Origin of the sequence: Anoxybacillus sp. UARK-01 (assembly GCF_002075365.1) — a bacterium.
In the GTDB taxonomy this organism is placed as follows: Bacteria; Bacillota; Bacilli; order Bacillales; family Anoxybacillaceae; genus Anoxybacteroides; species Anoxybacteroides rupiense.
Map to the genome: position 1 here is coordinate 21,955 of NZ_NASY01000025.1, position 17,651 is coordinate 39,605.

At 45.0% G+C, this 17,651-nt stretch carries 10 protein-coding genes, 1 other RNA gene and 1 pseudogene; all 12 read left to right on the forward strand.

Annotation, left to right across the window (positions count from 1 at the left end):
- The first annotated feature begins 5 nt into the window (after nucleotides 1-5).
- Nucleotides 6-767: a triose-phosphate isomerase gene (tpiA, locus tag B6A27_RS03005; RefSeq protein WP_080860079.1), complete on the forward strand. Its 762-nt coding sequence runs from the start codon at nucleotides 6-8 to the stop codon at nucleotides 765-767.
- Nucleotides 760-2,295, forward strand: a complete 1,536-nt coding sequence (gene gpmI, locus B6A27_RS03010; protein WP_080860081.1) for a 2,3-bisphosphoglycerate-independent phosphoglycerate mutase — start codon at nucleotides 760-762, stop codon at nucleotides 2,293-2,295. Before tpiA ends, gpmI begins: the two co-directional genes overlap by 8 nt.
- Before the next feature lie 20 nt (nucleotides 2,296-2,315).
- Complete coding sequence (gene eno / locus B6A27_RS03015; RefSeq protein ID WP_044741431.1) at nucleotides 2,316-3,608, forward strand: phosphopyruvate hydratase; 1,293 nt, start codon at nucleotides 2,316-2,318, stop codon at nucleotides 3,606-3,608.
- 155 nt (nucleotides 3,609-3,763) lie between these two features.
- Nucleotides 3,764-3,997 carry a preprotein translocase subunit SecG gene (gene secG / locus B6A27_RS03020; protein ID WP_044741429.1) on the forward strand — a complete coding sequence of 78 codons (234 nt, stop codon included), beginning with the start codon at nucleotides 3,764-3,766 and terminating at the stop codon, nucleotides 3,995-3,997.
- A 73-nt stretch (nucleotides 3,998-4,070) separates the two neighbouring features.
- Nucleotides 4,071-4,811 carry an alpha/beta hydrolase gene (locus B6A27_RS03025; RefSeq protein ID WP_080860083.1) on the forward strand — a complete coding sequence of 247 codons (741 nt, stop codon included), beginning with the start codon at nucleotides 4,071-4,073 and terminating at the stop codon, nucleotides 4,809-4,811.
- A gap of 18 nt (nucleotides 4,812-4,829) precedes the next feature.
- On the forward strand, nucleotides 4,830-7,121 hold the full coding sequence (gene rnr, locus B6A27_RS03030; RefSeq protein ID WP_080860084.1) for a ribonuclease R: 2,292 nt from the start codon (nucleotides 4,830-4,832) through the stop codon (nucleotides 7,119-7,121).
- Between the two features lie 88 nt (nucleotides 7,122-7,209).
- Nucleotides 7,210-7,677, forward strand: a complete 468-nt coding sequence (smpB, locus tag B6A27_RS03035) for an SsrA-binding protein SmpB (RefSeq protein WP_044741426.1) — start codon at nucleotides 7,210-7,212, stop codon at nucleotides 7,675-7,677.
- Between the two features lie 108 nt (nucleotides 7,678-7,785).
- Nucleotides 7,786-8,139: a transfer-messenger RNA gene (ssrA, locus tag B6A27_RS03040) on the forward strand.
- Between the two features lie 652 nt (nucleotides 8,140-8,791).
- On the forward strand, nucleotides 8,792-15,763 hold the full coding sequence (locus B6A27_RS03045) for a DNRLRE domain-containing protein (protein WP_236631775.1): 6,972 nt from the start codon (nucleotides 8,792-8,794) through the stop codon (nucleotides 15,761-15,763).
- Between the two features lie 54 nt (nucleotides 15,764-15,817).
- Nucleotides 15,818-16,276 carry a hypothetical protein gene (locus tag B6A27_RS03050; RefSeq protein WP_139788055.1) on the forward strand — a complete coding sequence of 153 codons (459 nt, stop codon included), beginning with the start codon at nucleotides 15,818-15,820 and terminating at the stop codon, nucleotides 16,274-16,276.
- Between the two features lie 145 nt (nucleotides 16,277-16,421).
- Nucleotides 16,422-17,237 (forward strand): annotated as a pseudogene (locus B6A27_RS03055) (RHS repeat-associated core domain-containing protein); the annotation flags it as partial.
- Nucleotides 17,238-17,255: 18 nt separating this feature from the next.
- On the forward strand, nucleotides 17,256-17,651 hold a 396-nt coding region (locus B6A27_RS03060; RefSeq protein ID WP_080860088.1), incomplete at its 3' end, for a YxiG family protein.

A 17,651-nucleotide genomic window follows, 5' to 3' on the forward strand; every position in this document is an offset into this window, starting at 1 on the left:
AAGCCATGCGTAAGCCGATTATTGCAGGAAACTGGAAAATGCATAAAACTCTTGCAGAAGCTGTAAGCTTTGCGGAGGAAGTCAAAAAGCTCGTCCCTTCTTCTGAACGGGTCGACTCCGTTGTTTGCGCTCCGGCACTATTTTTAGAACGTCTTGTGGCAGCGGCTAAAGGCACGAATCTAAAAATTGGTGCACAAAATATGCACTTTGAAGCAAAAGGAGCGTTTACAGGAGAAATTAGCCCGTTGGCGCTGCAAGATCTCGGAGTCGAATATGTCATTATTGGGCATTCCGAGCGCCGTGAAATGTTTGCGGAAACCGATGAAACAGTGAATAAAAAAGTTCTTGCTGCATTTCAGTATGACCTCATTCCGATTGTGTGCTGCGGTGAAACATTAGAAGAACGAGAGAGCGGGAAAACGAATGATATCGTTGCTGCGCAAGTGGAAAAAGCGCTCGAAGGACTAACGGAGGAGCAAGCAAAGCGAGTGGTGATCGCTTATGAACCAATTTGGGCGATCGGCACCGGCAAGTCTTCAACAGCAGAAGACGCCAATGAAGTATGCGGCCATATCCGCTCGACTATTGCGCAAAAATTTTCCCAAGAGGTGGCAGAAGCGGTTCGCATTCAATATGGCGGCAGTGTGAAGCCGGATAATATCAGCCAGTTTTTAAAGCAAGAGCACATTGATGGAGCGTTAGTTGGCGGCGCCAGCTTAGACCCGCAATCATTTCTGCAGCTAGTGGAGGCAGGACATCATGAGTAAACAACCTGTGGCATTAATTATTTTAGACGGATTCGCTCTTCGCGAAGAAACGTATGGCAACGCGGTCGCACAGGCGAAAAAGCCGAATTTTGACCGCTATTGGAACGAATATCCTCATGCTACGCTCACGGCGTGCGGAGAAGCGGTCGGTCTTCCTGAAGGGCAAATGGGAAACTCGGAAGTCGGCCATTTAAATATTGGCGCTGGCCGGATTGTGTATCAAAGCTTAACGCGCGTCAATATTGCGATTCGTGAAGGAGAATTTGACCGTAACGAAACATTTTTAGCCGCAATGAATCACGTAAAAGAAAAAGGCACGAATTTGCACCTTTTCGGTCTTCTGTCTGATGGCGGTGTGCACAGCCATATCAACCATTTATACGCATTATTAAAATTAGCGGCGAAAGAAGGCGTGAAAAATGTATATATCCACGGCTTCTTAGATGGCCGAGATGTTGGGCCACAAACGGCGAAAAAGTACATTCATGAATTAAATGAACAAATGGCCCAAATCGGAGTCGGTGAAATTGCGACATTGTCTGGCCGCTACTATTCGATGGACCGTGACAAGCGCTGGGAGCGCGTTGAAAAAGCATACCGCGCCATGGTTTATGGCGAGGGCCCGGCTTACCGCGATCCATTAGAATGTATTGACGATTCGTATGCCCATGGCATTTACGACGAGTTCGTGTTGCCGTCTGTGATGGTATGTGAGGATGGAACACCTGTGGCGACAATCCGAGACAACGATGCCGTGATTTTCTATAATTTCCGTCCCGACCGGGCGATTCAAATTTCTAATACGTTCACAAATGATGATTTCCGCTCGTTCGATCGCGGACCAAAGCATCCGAAAAACGTATTTTTCGTTTGCTTAACTCATTTCAGTGAAACCGTAAAAGGATACGTAGCATTTAAACCAACCAATCTCGATAATACGATTGGAGAAGTGATAGCGCAGAACGGTTTAAAACAGCTGCGCATCGCTGAAACGGAAAAATATCCGCATGTGACCTTTTTTATGAGCGGCGGACGCGAGGAAAAATTCCCTGGAGAAGACCGGATTTTAATCAATTCGCCGAAAGTGGCGACATATGATTTAAAACCGGAAATGAGCGCCTATGAAGTGACTGAAGCGCTGTTAAAAGAAATTGCCGCAGATCAATATGATGCCATCATTTTAAACTATGCGAATCCGGATATGGTCGGCCATTCCGGAAAGCTCGAACCGACGATTCGGGCGGTCGAGGCTGTTGACGAGTGCTTAGGAAAAGTCGTTGATGCGATCATCGCCAAAGGCGGTGTGGCGATTATTACAGCCGATCATGGAAATGCGGATGAGGTCTTAAATCCAGATGGAAGTCCGCAAACGGCTCATACGACGAATCCAGTTCCCGTCATTGTCACAAAAAAAGGAATCGTGCTTCGTGACGGCGGAATTTTGGGAGATTTAGCGCCAACGATGCTAGATTTGCTTGGATTAGAACAACCAAAAGAAATGACAGGAAAAACTTTGATCGTAAAATAAGAAAAAAGGAGAGATTTGTCATGTCAGTGATTATTGATGTATATGCTCGCGAAGTATTAGACTCGCGCGGAAATCCAACAATTGAAGTAGAAGTATATACAGAATCCGGTGCTTTCGGCCGCGCATTAGTGCCAAGCGGCGCATCCACAGGAGAATATGAAGCGGTGGAGTTGCGCGACGGCGACAAAAACCGTTATCTTGGCAAAGGTGTATTAAAAGCAGTAGAAAATGTAAATGAAATCATTGCTCCAGCGATTATCGGCTTTGATGTAACCGATCAAGTAGGGATTGACCAAACGTTAATGGAGCTTGACGGTACAGAAAACAAAGGAAAATTAGGGGCCAACGCGATTCTAGGTGTATCGATGGCAGTCGCGCGGGCCGCTGCTGATTATTTAGAAGTGCCTTTATATCAATATCTCGGCGGATTTAATGCGAAAACATTGCCTGTGCCGATGATGAACATTTTAAACGGCGGTGCGCATGCGGATAATAACGTCGATATTCAAGAGTTTATGATTATGCCTGTCGGCGCGCCAAACTTCCGTGAAGCGCTTCGCATGGGAGCAGAGATTTTCCATAGCCTAAAAGCCGTATTAAAGGCGAAAGGTTACAATACAGCCGTTGGTGATGAGGGCGGATTCGCGCCAAACTTAAAATCGAACGAAGAAGCGCTACAAACGATTATCGAAGCGATTGAAAAAGCGGGCTATCAACCGGGCCAAGAAGTGATGCTGGCGATGGATGTCGCTTCTTCAGAGCTGTACAATAAACAAGATGGAAAATATCATCTTGAAGGCGAAGGCGTGATCAAAACATCTGAAGAAATGGTGGCTTGGTATGAAGAGCTTGTATCGAAATATCCAATCATCTCCATTGAAGACGGCTTGGATGAAAACGATTGGGCGGGCCATAAACTATTAACTGAACGCCTTGGCAAAAAAGTACAGCTTGTCGGCGACGACTTATTCGTTACCAACACGAAAAAATTAGCTCAAGGTATTGAACAAGGCGTTGGCAACGCGATTTTGATCAAAGTGAACCAAATCGGTACGCTAACAGAAACATTTGATGCGATTGAAATGGCGAAACGCGCAGGCTACACAGCGGTAATCTCTCACCGCTCCGGCGAAACGGAAGACAGCACTATTGCGGATATCGCTGTGGCAACAAACGCTGGTCAAATCAAGACAGGCGCTCCTTCGCGCACAGACCGCGTGGCGAAATATAATCAATTGCTTCGCATCGAAGATCAGCTTGGCGAAACCGCTGTTTACCAAGGCATGAAATCATTCTATAACTTGAAAAAATAATTACTGATCAAGATAAAAGGCCTAACCGCACCGCAGCGGTTAGGCCTTTTGGGCGTTGAATAGATTAGAATCGAAACGCGTGCGGTTGTATCATCAGCCGATTTATGATACATTAAAATTATTGCAGTGTGCGTTTTTGAGAAGGAGGAGTAGACATGCATACTCTGCTTGTCACGTTATTGGTGATTGTATCGATTGCGATGATTGTTGTTGTGCTGTTGCAATCGGGAAGAAGCGCTGGACTGTCCGGAGCGATTACGGGCGGGGCCGAGCAGCTATTCGGAAAGCAGAAGGCTCGCGGTCTTGACGCAGTATTGCACCGCATGACGGTCGTTTTAGCGGTTTTGTTTTTTGTTTTAGCAATTGCCGTAACGTATTTTCAACTGTAAACTTGAAAAAAGGGGGCGGTCCATGGTAAAGGGCTGCCTTTTCTGTTTGAAATCGTGAAAGGAGATGCAGAAAATGAAGATTGTTTCACCAAAACCATTCACATTTGAAGCAGGAGAACGCGCTGTACTATTACTTCATGGATTTACGGGAAACTCATCAGATGTCCGGATGCTAGGACGTTTTCTTGAATCCAAAGGATATACATGCCATGCGCCCATTTATAAAGGGCACGGGGTTCCGCCAGAAGAGCTTGTGCATACCGGTCCGGATGATTGGTGGCAGGATGTGATGAATGCGTACGAATTTTTGAGGGAAAAAGGCTATCAAAAAATTGCGGTCGTCGGTTTGTCGCTTGGCGGGGTATTTTCCCTTAAATTAGGTTACACTGTACCTGTAGTGGGCATCGTTCCAATGTGCGCACCTATGTATATTAAGAGCGAAGAAACGATGTATCAAGGAGTGCTGGACTACGCGCGGGAATATAAAAAACGGGAAGGAAAAGCAACAGAGCAAATCGAAAAAGAAATGGAAGAGTTTCGCAAAACGCCGATGAAAACATTAAAGGCACTTCAGGCGTTAATCGCTGAGGTACGAAATCATATCGATTTAATTTATGCGCCGACATTTGTGGTCCAAGCGCGTCATGATGACATGATTAATACCGATAGTGCAAATATTATTTATAACGGCGTTGAATCTCCAATCAAACAAATCAAATGGTATGAGGAATCCGGTCATGTGATTACGCTTGATAAAGAGAAGGAACAGCTTCATGAAGACATTTATGCATTTTTAGAATCATTGGATTGGTAATCCTCGAAAGGAGGAAACATGATGGAACAATTAACGGAGCGGCTGCTTGCGTTTATGCGCGATGAAGCGTATAAACCGCTCACCGTTCAAGAATTGGAAGAAGCGTTTGGAATTGAGGATGCAGCGGAATTTAAGGAATTTGTCAAAGCGCTTGTCTCCTTAGAGGAAGACGGGCTGGTAGTCAGAACAAGAAGCAACCGCTACGGTGTGCCGGAAAAAATGAATTTAGTCCGCGGAAAGGTGACGGGGCATTCGAAAGGCTTTGCGTTTGTCGTGCCCGAAGATCCGCTGCTTGATGATATTTTTATTCCGCCTTCTGAATTGAAAAATGCCATGCATGGCGATACCGTGCTTGTCCGCATCAATCCTCATGCCTCAGGCGCGCGCAAGGAAGGAACGATCGTCCGCATTATTGAACGCGGCGTCACGGAAATTGTGGGAACTTATACGGAAAGCAAGAATTTTGGATTTGTCATTCCCGATGATAAAAAGATTGTCAATGACATTTTTATTCCGAAGCATGCGGCAAACGGGGCGGTTGAAGGGCATAAAGTCGTCGTCCGTCTCACCACTTATCCGGAAGGAAGAATTAGCGCTGAGGGTGAGATCATTCAAATTCTCGGCCATAAAAACGATCCGGGTGTCGATATTTTATCGATTATTTATAAGCATGGCTTGCCCATGCAATTTCCTGAAGAAGTCATCGCGCATGCCAACAACATTCCAGACACGATTTCCGCTGAAGATTTGCAAGACCGCCGCGATTTGCGCGATCAGTTGATTGTAACGATTGATGGCGCGGATGCAAAGGACTTAGATGATGCCGTCACGGTGACAAAGCTAGAAAATGGCCATTACAAATTAGGCGTACATATCGCCGATGTCAGCCATTATGTAACGGAAGGCTCGCCGATTGACCGAGAAGCAAATGAACGCGGCACAAGCGTTTATCTGGTGGATCGAGTCATTCCCATGATTCCGCACCGTCTATCAAACGGCATTTGTTCCCTTAATCCGAAAGTCGACCGTCTCACCTTGTCATGTGAAATGGAAATTAATGAGCGCGGCGACATCGTCAGCCACGAGATTTTCCAAAGTGTGATTCGCACGGCGGAACGCATGACGTATTCGGATGTGAATAAAATCTTGGTCGACAGAGACGAAGAGCTGCGTAAAAAATATGAGCCGCTCGTGCCGATGTTCGAGTTAATGGCCGAGCTTGCCGATATTTTACGTACAAAACGAATGAACCGCGGAGCCATTGATTTTGATTTCAAAGAAGCCAAAGTCTTAGTGGACGAAAACGGTAAGCCATATGATGTGATTTTACGCGAACGCTCGGTAGCGGAGCGACTGATCGAGGAATTTATGCTTGCGGCTAACGAAACCGTTGCGGAACATTTTCATTGGATGAATGTTCCTTTCATCTATCGCGTCCATGAGGACCCAAAACCAGAAAAGCTGCAACGCTTCCTTGAGTTTATTACCAACTTTGGCTATGTGGTCAAAGGGACCGGCAATCAAATTCATCCGCGGGCATTGCAGGAAATTTTAGAAGCGGTGCGCGGCGAACCGGAAGAGATGGTCGTATCGACGGTGATGCTTCGCTCGATGAAGCAAGCCCGCTACGATGCGGAAAGCTTAGGCCACTACGGCTTGTCTACGGAATTTTATACACATTTCACATCGCCGATCCGCCGTTATCCCGATTTAATCGTCCATCGCCTGATTCGCACGTATTTAATTAATGGCAAGATAGATAATCAAACCCAGCAGAAATGGGCGGAACAACTGCCGGACATCGCCGAGCATGCTTCCAACATGGAGCGGCGTGCGGTTGAAGCCGAACGCGAAACAGATGACTTAAAGAAAACCGAGTTTATGGAAGACAAAATTGGCATGGAGTTCGATGGCATCATCAGCTCTGTCACGAACTTTGGCTTGTTCGTGGAACTGCCAAACACGATCGAAGGATTGGTGCACGTCAGCTATTTAACAGATGACTATTATCGCTATGACGAACACCACTATGCAATGATCGGCGAACGAACGGGGAAAATGTATCGCATTGGCGATGAAATTACGGTGCGCGTGATCAACGTCAATAAAGAAGAGCGCATCGTCGATTTTGAAATTGTCGGTATGAAAGGGCGCCGTCGCAAGGAACCAAAAGCAGCGCCGGTCGTGATTAAAGGAAAAAAACGAACAAAAGAAGGCGGACGTCCAGAGAAAAAAACAAAAAAGAAATTTTATGAAGATCTTCCAAGCGCTAAAGCAAAAAAGAAGAAAAAGAAGAAGAAAAAGCGCTAAGGCGAAGCCTCTTGGGCAAAGAGGCTTTTCCTTCTTTCGCTTTTTTGATACAATAACATTTGTCTGTATAAGGGGGAGGACGAGCGCAATGCCAAAAGGTGAAGGAAAGCTGATTGCTCAAAATAAAAAAGCCCATCATGACTATTTTATTGAAGAGACATATGAAGCGGGTCTTGTCTTGCAAGGAACAGAAATTAAGTCCATTCGCGCGGGGAAAGTCAATTTAAAAGATTCATTCGCGAAAGTGGAGAAAGGCGAAGTGTTCATTCATAACATGCATATTAGCCCTTACGAACAAGGGAACCGTTACAATCACGATCCGTTGCGCACAAGAAAGCTCCTTCTTCACCGTCGGGAAATCAATAAGCTGATTGGCTACACAAAAGAGCAAGGCTATACGCTTGTACCTTTAAAATTGTATATTAAAAACGGCTTTGCCAAGCTATTGCTCGGCGTTGGGAAAGGGAAGAAAAAGTATGACAAGCGTGAGGATCTGAAACGAAAAGAAGCGAAACGGGAAATCGAACGAGCTTTCCGTGAACGCCAAAAAATGTAAATGAAGAAGTTGACAATTGAAATCAGAAGCGTTTATGGTATAATAAATAATGTCGATGCCAGTTCATTTCATGGCTTAAGCTTTTTCCGATGTCTCTTTATCGAACGAGGGGACGTTACGGATTCGACAGGGATAGATCGAGCTTAAGCTGCGAGCCGAGGGGATCGTCCTCGTAAAAACGTCACCTAAATATAACTGGCAAAGAAAATTACGCTTTAGCTGCTTAATAATTGCGGCTAACTCCTCCCGCCATCGCCCATGTGGTCGGGTCAGGGGTTCATCGTGAGTGGGATACGCCCAAGTCCACCGTCTGAGGACGCGGGAAGAGACAAATCAGACTAGCTGCTTGGAGGCCTGTCGGTAGGCGGAAGATGCGGCGAAAGCAAAATATACCGACTACGCTCGTAGACGCTTAAGTGGCGATATCTTTGGACGTGGGTTCGACTCCCACCGTCTCCATTTCCAACATCCGAATGGTTCGGATAAAAAATCGTTAAACCCTTGATACGACTGCGTTTGCGGTCGTTTTTTATTTTTTGAGAATCCAAAAGAATCCCATAGTTTTTGAAAAAATTTTGCACGAATTCTGTACGATTCAGTACGAGATTGAATAAGTCAGTTTTTTTGGTTTTATGTTATTCATGAAGTAAATGGTCAAAAGAGCGATCCAATCCAGCCCTCCTATTTATATAAACACTCCTTCACTTTTTTGTATGGCGAATCTGCATCTTATCTAAGGTAGCTATTCGAGTATATTTTCCCTGATTCACTACGGGATTGTAAAATACAGTTTATACAATACAGAAAGGAGATCAATGTGAATATTGATCGTGCCATTTTCTTTTTAATTTCAGAACATTGACCACTCCAAATAAATTTTCGTTTATCGATGTTTGTAGTAAGAACTTATTTTTGTCTGATGTGTTTAAATAGACGCTAGCTTTTTTATTCTGCTTCTCTGGAATGGCCGGCCAGATTAGGAATAGGAGGAAAAGGGATCATCGGACTGAATTTTGTCGAAATGTCTCGTATTTTGTCTGTCGAAAAATCTTGCCACTCCCTTTTCTCCTCGCTACAATGTTTTTGAACCATGGGCAGATAAAGGGGGAATACGATGAAACCACGCAAAAGGATGAAACAACTTAGAAAATGGTTCATTTGGAGTCTGGCTTTTTTGTTAATTTTGACTAGCCTCCCAGTGGAGGGGTGGGCGGAAGCGATTCACGCTCAGGCGGACAACACCGCCAAGCCGTCACCGTCCCGAGTGCCGCCCGCTCCTTCCTTTCAGCTTCAGCCTGGGGAGCTTATGGAACAACGGACCGAGAGAACCAAGGTATTCTATAATGGAGACGGCACGTTTACCAAGCACATTTATTTTGAACCGATTCACCTAAAGAAAAAAGGGGAGAAACGGTTTGAAGAGATATCCCCAGGTTTAATGGATCGTTCCGATCGCCCCAATGTGGTGGAAACGGATCGTACGATGCTCGAGACGGATTTTTATAAAAAAATGGTGAACGGGGAATATGCGACCTTTCATTACAATGGCTCCTCGATTTCGTACTCGATTGTCGAAGCATCGGGGGAGGGCGTCCCACCGCTCCGAGCCAAAGATGTAGTCGCTACCTATCAGAAAAAAGACAATAAAATTCTTCATAAAAATGTATTTCCACATATAGATTTACAAAATATCGCCTTTAATGAATCGACAAAAGAAGATATCGTGCTTCGTTCTTTTAATGGGTATCATAGTTTTAAATTTCATTTGAAAACGGACTTACACGCAGCCGTTCAAGAGGACGGTTCCATTTTATTTACCAACCAGAAAAAAGAAAAGGTGTTTGAACTGCCGAAGCCTTTTATGGTCGATTCCAATCTTGATGAGCGTTCAGGAGAGGTGCAACGGTCTGAACAGGTCACGTATGAGCTTCAACCGGATGATCAAGGGTATATCTTAACGGTCACGGCCGATCCAGAATGGTTGAAAGATCCGAAGCGAGTGTATCCTGTCTATATTGATCCGAGCACTTCCATTCAGCTATCGACGGATACCTTTGTGATGAGCGCGTATCCGACGACGAACTATAGTTCTGCTTCGAGTAAGTGGGACTCTGCACAAGGACAATATGTGCTCAAAGTAGGCTATTATGATGGAACGACAGGGACGTGTTACGGGTTTTTAAACCCGGATATTGCTAGTGTCAAGAACATGAATGTGACCAGCGCTACATTCAATGTGTATGTGACCCACTCCTACTATGCTACAACAGCCACCGGCTTATGGTTGGACGCGGTCAACGGCTCGTGGTCGGCGAGCACTTTAACATGGAATAATCAGCCTTCTTCTACCAATATCGGCAAGGTCGATGTCGCCAGGGACCAATGGGCGCAATTGAATGTCACCAATACGGTCAAAGAATGGGCAGCTGGAACCAAACCGAATTATGGCTTGAAACTTCATACGAACGGAAACGGACAAACATATTGGAAAAAAGTCGTTTCTGGAACGAACAGTACCTATAAACCTTATTTGTCTGTCACGTATACGATCCCCGTTCCAAATACACCGACAGGAACGGCCTACAGTAATGGGGATGGAACCGGCTATGTCGATCTATCATGGAATCCCGTTCCGGGCGCAACCGGGTACAAAGTATGGATTTATAACGGGAAAGAGTATGAGTCGTTTAGTGTCGGAAACGTGACCTCTTGGAGCACGAAAGGAAAGAAGATTTGGCCGACGGCTTCAGAAATCAGCGCGGGACGCTATGATTTGCATCAGGACGGCTTAGGAACCGAATTAGCTGTGGATCCGTCTCCTGTCTATCGCCATTCAGGAGGAAGCTATCCGAATAGTAAGAACTATTGGTTCCGTGTCAGCGCGATCTTCCCTCAAGGGGAAAGCGCGGTATCAGAGGCCTATATGCCCACCATTCCGAATTTAGCGAAGCCATCCGCTCCGACAGGAAAAAGCTATACCAATGGAGATGGAACCGGCTATATAGATGTTCAATGGAACCCGGTGAGTGGCGCGACGGGATATAAAATTTGGATTTTTAATGGAGCCTCCTATGAATCGCTCAACGTCGGAAATGTGACGTCGTGGACCACCAAAGGGAAAAAATATTGGCCGACTCCGGCAGAGGTGGACGCTGGTCGCTATCAGCTGCATTTAAATGATAGCCGCGGGGCCGAACTGCCTGTGGATCCTTCTTGGACCTACGCCAACGCAGGAACGCGATATGAGAATTCAACGAACTACTGGATTCGGGTCAGTGCCTATAATTCACAAGGGGAAACGGTCTTTTCGGAGGCGTATATGCCGAGAATTCCGGACTTATCCGTACCGCCCGCCCCTTCTGGATTTGCTTACGCCAATCAGGTAGGCAGCCAATCTGGTTATGTGATGCTGGACTGGGACAAAATAGAGGGAGCCACAGGGTACAAGGTTTGGATGTTTAACGGGCTTTACTATGAAGCCTTTGATGTCGGAGATGTAGACCATTGGACGACACAAAATAAAGGAATTTGGCCGACGCCACAGGAAATTGAACAAGGCGATTCGAATACGTTAACATTGCATCATGATGGACAAGGAGTCGAACTGCCGAAAGATCCTTCGCCTATGTATGCGAAAATGGGAACGAAATATGCGACAAGCACCAGTTATTGGTTCCGGCTTAGTGCCTACAATGCCGAGGGGGAAACGATTTTCTCTGGGAACGCATTCACGGTGAAAATTCCGGAGGCGAATGAGTATTTAGGGAAGGAAGAGTACTGGTCCATCATTGATGTTCCTTACGGAAGCGTCAATGCCGCCACTGGAAATCTCATCATCGACGAAGATGATCTTTTGATTTCTGGAAGAGGCCCGGAGCTTGGAATCACAAGAACCTACAATAGTTTATCCGCATCGACCGGGTTATTCGGAAAAGGATGGCATAGCGATGCGGAAATGACGATTGTGGCTCAAGGAAATGAAGCCCGATTTATAGACGAAGATGGGACGCTCCATCGATTTACGAAATTATCCGATGGCACCTATAAAGCGCCAACAGGGGTTTACCTGGAATTAAGTGAAACGACAAATGAATATATACTGACGACTAAAGATCAAACGAAGCTATATTTTCAAAAAACAGATGGAAAGGTAACCAAAATCGTGGACGGTCATGGAAATACCACCGCCTATGGTTATGCCAATGGAAAGGTAGTGTCTATCACGGATGCGTCCGGAAGAAAACTGGATATTCAGTACAACTCGAACGGAAAAATTGAAAAAATCACCGACCCGATGAACCGGACCATCACATATGAGTATGAGAATGATCAGTTAACCAAAGTGACCCAAACGGGCGGAGAAATCACCAGATACCAATATAATGAACAGGGACGGTTGGAAAAAGTATTCGAACCGACGCATACGGAGGATAAGCCGGTTGTCAATCAGTTCGTATATGACGGAGGCCGGCTCCATCAAGTGATCGACCCGGAGAATCACACGTATACATTAAGCTACGATTCGACGAAACGGCAGCTGGTCATGGAGAAACCGAATGGCCGCAAAACCCGCTACACCTTTAATGAGGCCGCCAACCCGATTGAAATCGTGGAGGATGTCGGCGGTTTAAACATTACGACCCGTTATGTTTACGAAGGAAATAACTTAAAGGAAACACGCGATCCCAATGACCAAGGGGCGGCGAACCCTACTGAATCGTATACGTATGACGCCAACGGAAATGTGTTAACGGCGAAAGATAGTTATGGGACGGAAACCTACCAGTATAACCAAAATCATGATGTGGTCTCCATGAAAGATACGGAAGGCGATACCACCACGATTGCCTATGATGGCTTAAATCCGGTATCCGAAACCGATCAATCGGGAAAAACGTCTTCTGTAGCGAAGTACGATGCCTATGGCAACATCATTGAGGAAAGTGATACATTAGGTAGTGCGACGAATTTACTCTCTAATCCTAGCTTTGAACAGGGAACGACCGCTTGGAATTTGCTTCGTTCGAATGACTCTGGACAGTTACAGGAAGATACGAATGTCTATAATGGATTGACGGGACGGAAAACGCTAAAAATCACGGTGAACTCCACGTCGCCTGCCACCGAACTGGGCTATGTGGCGGCCACCCAAGAAATTGCAATCAAACCGAACGTCACATATACATTAAGTGGAAAAATGAAAACGAACTTAACGAAAGCCCATGCGTTTTTTAATATCGAACTTTTAGATAGCCAAAATCGCCGGATTTCTTGGATAGACAATCGCTATAGCCAATTGACGGGCACAAGACCTTGGACGGATCGACAACTGACCTTTAAGACGCCTGCGAATGCGGTGAAAGTGCGCATCTATTTAGAGATCGATCACCAATCACCAACCGCATCAGGGGAAGCGTGGTTTGATACTGTTCAATTCGAGGAAGCGCAGGTTTCTTCGAGCTACAACCCAGTATTAAATAGCAGTTTTGAAGGAAACGTTGCGAATTGGAGCGGAACGGGCGGAAGCGTAGACAATATGGAATCATTCGATGGGTCTTACTCCCTCAAAGTATCGAGAACGAGCACCACGCAGTCCGCGAGTGAATATAAGCAGACCGTGATCGTAGGGCAAACTTCGAGTGATACGCCGCTTCGTCTGACACTCACCGGTCTTTCCAAAGCGCAGGATGTCAAAGCCAATGGCACAGTGAGCCCAAGCGATTATTCGATTACCGCGAAAGCGTATTTTGTCGACGGAACGACCCAAACGTATACGGCAGATTTTCCGATCGGCACGCAAGAGTGGAACCGTGCCGCCGTTTCGATTCAGCCTTCCAAGCCAATGGATAAAATCGACCTATCCGCTGTCTTCCGCGGCAATTACACCGGAACGGTCTGGTTTGACGCCATTCGCTTAATGGAAGGAAACGTTGTCACGAAAAACAAGTATGACGCCAAAGGCAACTATGTGGAGGAAGAAACAGATGAAGCCGGGTATGTCACGAAAAAGAGCTATGATGCCGTAGGAAATCTGTTAAGTGAATATGATGAGAAGGGACATCAAAAACAGTACAAGTATGACCCATCCAATCGTTTAAAACAACTCCTATTGGCGAATGGAACGTCTGTCCACTATGATTATGACTTGAACGGCAACATGACTTCGAAAGTCATTCAAACGAGCAGCGGTCCGTCACAAGGATTTACCTATTCGTATGATAAGACGGGAAAACTCCTGAAAACGGTTGGTCCATTAAATGACGTAACAACCAATGAGTATGATGCCAACGGCAATAAAATCAAAACCGTCTTGCCGAAAGGCAACACGATTCAATGGACGTACGACGGAACGGAACGAGTCAAAACCATTTCCTACAACAACGTCCCGTATTACGAATTTAGTTATGATAAAAATGGGAATGAACTTTCGGTTCAATACTTAAAAGACGGCACGACGAAGACTAGAAAGTTTGATGAGAAGAACCGTGTGACAGAGCAATCCGACCGCGGCGGAGTCCAAAAATGGACGTATCCGACCACCTCGGATAAATTGCAACAGTTCCTATTCTCGCACGGATCGTTTAGCCAAACGGTTACGTACCAATACGACGCCTTGGATCAAAATACGGTTGTTCAAGATGGAACGTATACGTACCGTTTGGATTATGACGAAAGAGGCCATGTTCGCACGTTTACCACCGGAAATGAAGCGGGTGCCACCTTTACGTATGACGACCGCGGCTTGGTGAACAGTCTGGTGGTGGGAACGGCGAACGGAACTGAGTTATTGGCGGAAACGTACCGTTACGATGAAAACGGCAACCGAATCCGCATCGAAACGTCGAACGGGGACGTCACGGTGTACAGCTATGATGAGCTCGATCAGTTGAAGATCGAACAATGGCCGGATGGAACGACGATCGAGTATACGTACGATGGATTCGGGAACCGGACGAAAGTCGTGAAAACGAAAGACGGATCATCGACGACGACGACGGCCGATTATAATGCGGCGAATCAATTGGTTCGTTTCGGCGATGAAACGATCACGTATGACGCGAACGGCAACCGGACCGAAGACAGTGAGTACCAATATGAATGGAACGAAGCCGATCAGCTTGTCGCTATCACTCGAAAAGGCGAAAGCGCGCCGTTTGTCACATACAAATATGACGAAGACGGTCGCCGCATTCAAAAGACCGTGAATGGCGTGGTGACGAACTACCACTACCAAGGCGACAGCCTCAACGTCTTGTATGAAACCGACACAAGCGGAAATGTGGTACAATCGTATATATACGGAGAAAACGGCCAGCTGTTGGCGATGAAAAAGGGCAATGTCACCTACTTCTACCACTACAACGCGCATGGCGATGTCATCGCGTTAACCGATGCGCAAGGAAACGTAGTGGCTCGTTACGAGTACGACACATGGGGCCAGCTTCTTTCCCAATTGGGTGAGATGGCAGACGAAAACCCATATCGTTATGCGGGATACCAATATGACCAAGAAACGGGTCTCTATTACCTAATTGCCCGGTACTATCATCCAACGCATGGCGTGTTCTTGTCCATGGACCCTGATCCGGGTGATGCGGACGATATCCTCACACAAAACGGCTATACGTATGCGAACAACAACCCGGTGATGTTGGTCGATCCGGATGGGCGTTTTGCATGGTTGGTTGCATCAGCCCTTAGTGGTGCAGCTATTGATGCAGGCATATATGTCTGGAAGAATGGAAAAAATTATCGATCTAAAAAATTTTGGAAAGAACTAGGAAAAAGTGCTTTAAAAGGAGCTATTACTGGTGCTGCTATGGGCGGAGCCGGAAAAGTATTGGTTTGGGCTGCAAGAGGTGGAAGAATTATTAAGATTGGAAAAATAGAGGAATATTATGGTGTTAAATGGAGGAGTCCTAAAGGAAAAGGGTACACATATAAGTCGTTCGAATTTCATACCCCTCATAATAATCACGGTTATCACTGGCAGTTGAATAGGTGGAATTATTTTAAGGGGAAATTTAGTAGAAATAGTAAAGGGACTAAACGGTGGAGATGGTATGGAAAACGTATTAAAGCATAGCTAATAAATAAGGTGGGACTTTGTTGAGTTCCACCTTTATATTAGGAGGAATTAATGATGAAGAAGCAAAAATTTAAATTCATCAAGCTAAATGAGTTATCAAAAAAACAAATTTTCGAACTGGAAGAACAAATTGAAACAATCATTGCCGATATGCTTGACCATTATCAAAAGTTTTTCATGCAAAACGGCTATATTTTAGATATGGTATTAGAGAGAATTAATGAAGCGGCCGCCTTGAAAGGTAGCAAAGAACACAGGATGCGAAAAGATCAATGCTTTGAACCCTATTATTATTCCTTTATTTCCTTAGCGGTTAAAGATTCAAGTGGAAAATTAGTTGGTAATGAAGATGACGGTTATTTAATAGAGAACATTCATATTTGGCATGTCAGTAAATCGTTATTTTCAAAGAAAAAGGGATATATAATCGATCTATCGACTTTTGAAATAAAAAAAGAAGTTGAAACAGTAATTAAAGAATTTATGAGCATTTTAAGCATAGACCTCTGAGAAGCAAACCCATGGTTAATGGTGTAGATTAGCACATTATTTCAGAACCCCCTTTTTCAATTTATTTCAGATGGATTTCGGAAATAATGTGCAAAATTTTTGAGGCTTGCTCCGAATTTTACATATCTTCTTGTTTAAAGTACGCTTGTCAATGAAACAAGACGACGCCACGTACTTTTACCACTATAACGCGCATGGCGATGTCATCGCCTTAACAGATGCGCAAGGAAATGTGGTGGCCCGTTACGAGTACGACACATGGGGCCAAATTCGTTCTCAAACGGATGCCCTAGCAACCGAAAACCCGTATCGCTATGCGGGATACCAATATGATGAAGAGACGGGACTCTACTACTTGATCGCCCGTTATTACCACCCAACCCATGGCGTGTTCTTGTCCATGGACCCTGATCCGGGAGATTCGGACGATATCCTCACACAAAACGGCTATACGTACGCGAACAACAATCCGGTGATGATGGTCGATCCGGATGGGCATTTTGTGTGGATGGCGATTAATGCGGGATTTGCGGCGTATGATGGGTATAAAGCCTTTAAAAAAGGCGGTTGGAAAGCAGCGGCGATTGCCGTTGGCGTGGGACTGGTTGGTGGTGCGGCGTTTAAAGGAGCCAAAATTGCGTATAGAGCATATAAAGCAGGTAAATTTTCAAAAACTTATAGGCTAGCGAAAAAAGTATCAAAAACATTTGGCGGAACTTTAGGAAGAACTAAAGGCGATGGATGGAAGGTAACTATTCCGGATGGTAGAAAACCTCTAGTTGTAAGAGTTATGAATAAAGGTGGAGTACGTAATAAACCGTACTTTAGAATAAGTAAAGATGGTCGAGGTTCTTTGACGTTAAATGGTGAGTGGTCTAGTCGTAGGGAACTCACACATATTACCGTATCGAGAAGATCCTATAAACAAATTGTGAGAGCGATTAATAAATACAGAGGATAGATGGGGTGAGTAATTAGTATGAGCTCGGAAAAATTAGTTACTTTACTAAATGAAATGTGGGCTAGCATAGTCGAAAGTTTTCATATTGATATTTTATACCATACGATTAGTCTAAAAGTTAAAGTAAGTGATACTAAGGGACATTATCAGATTATATTTAAGGGTGTTTCTTCTTTTTATTTCATAGAAAACTCTGGAGAATTCCGCCTAAATCCTATCGATCCAGAAGATGGGGATTACACTGAACTAACTTCAATTGATTATTATCAAAATGGAATAGGTAAAATTCATATTAGTTCAGCAAAAGAAATTTGGGTTGGTGAATATTTTTCTTCAGCTAATTTTGTACTTGAGTTTTGGGAGGCGTTATTATTTATCGAAGCAAAAAGTATAGTGATTAACGAGGAGGAGTTT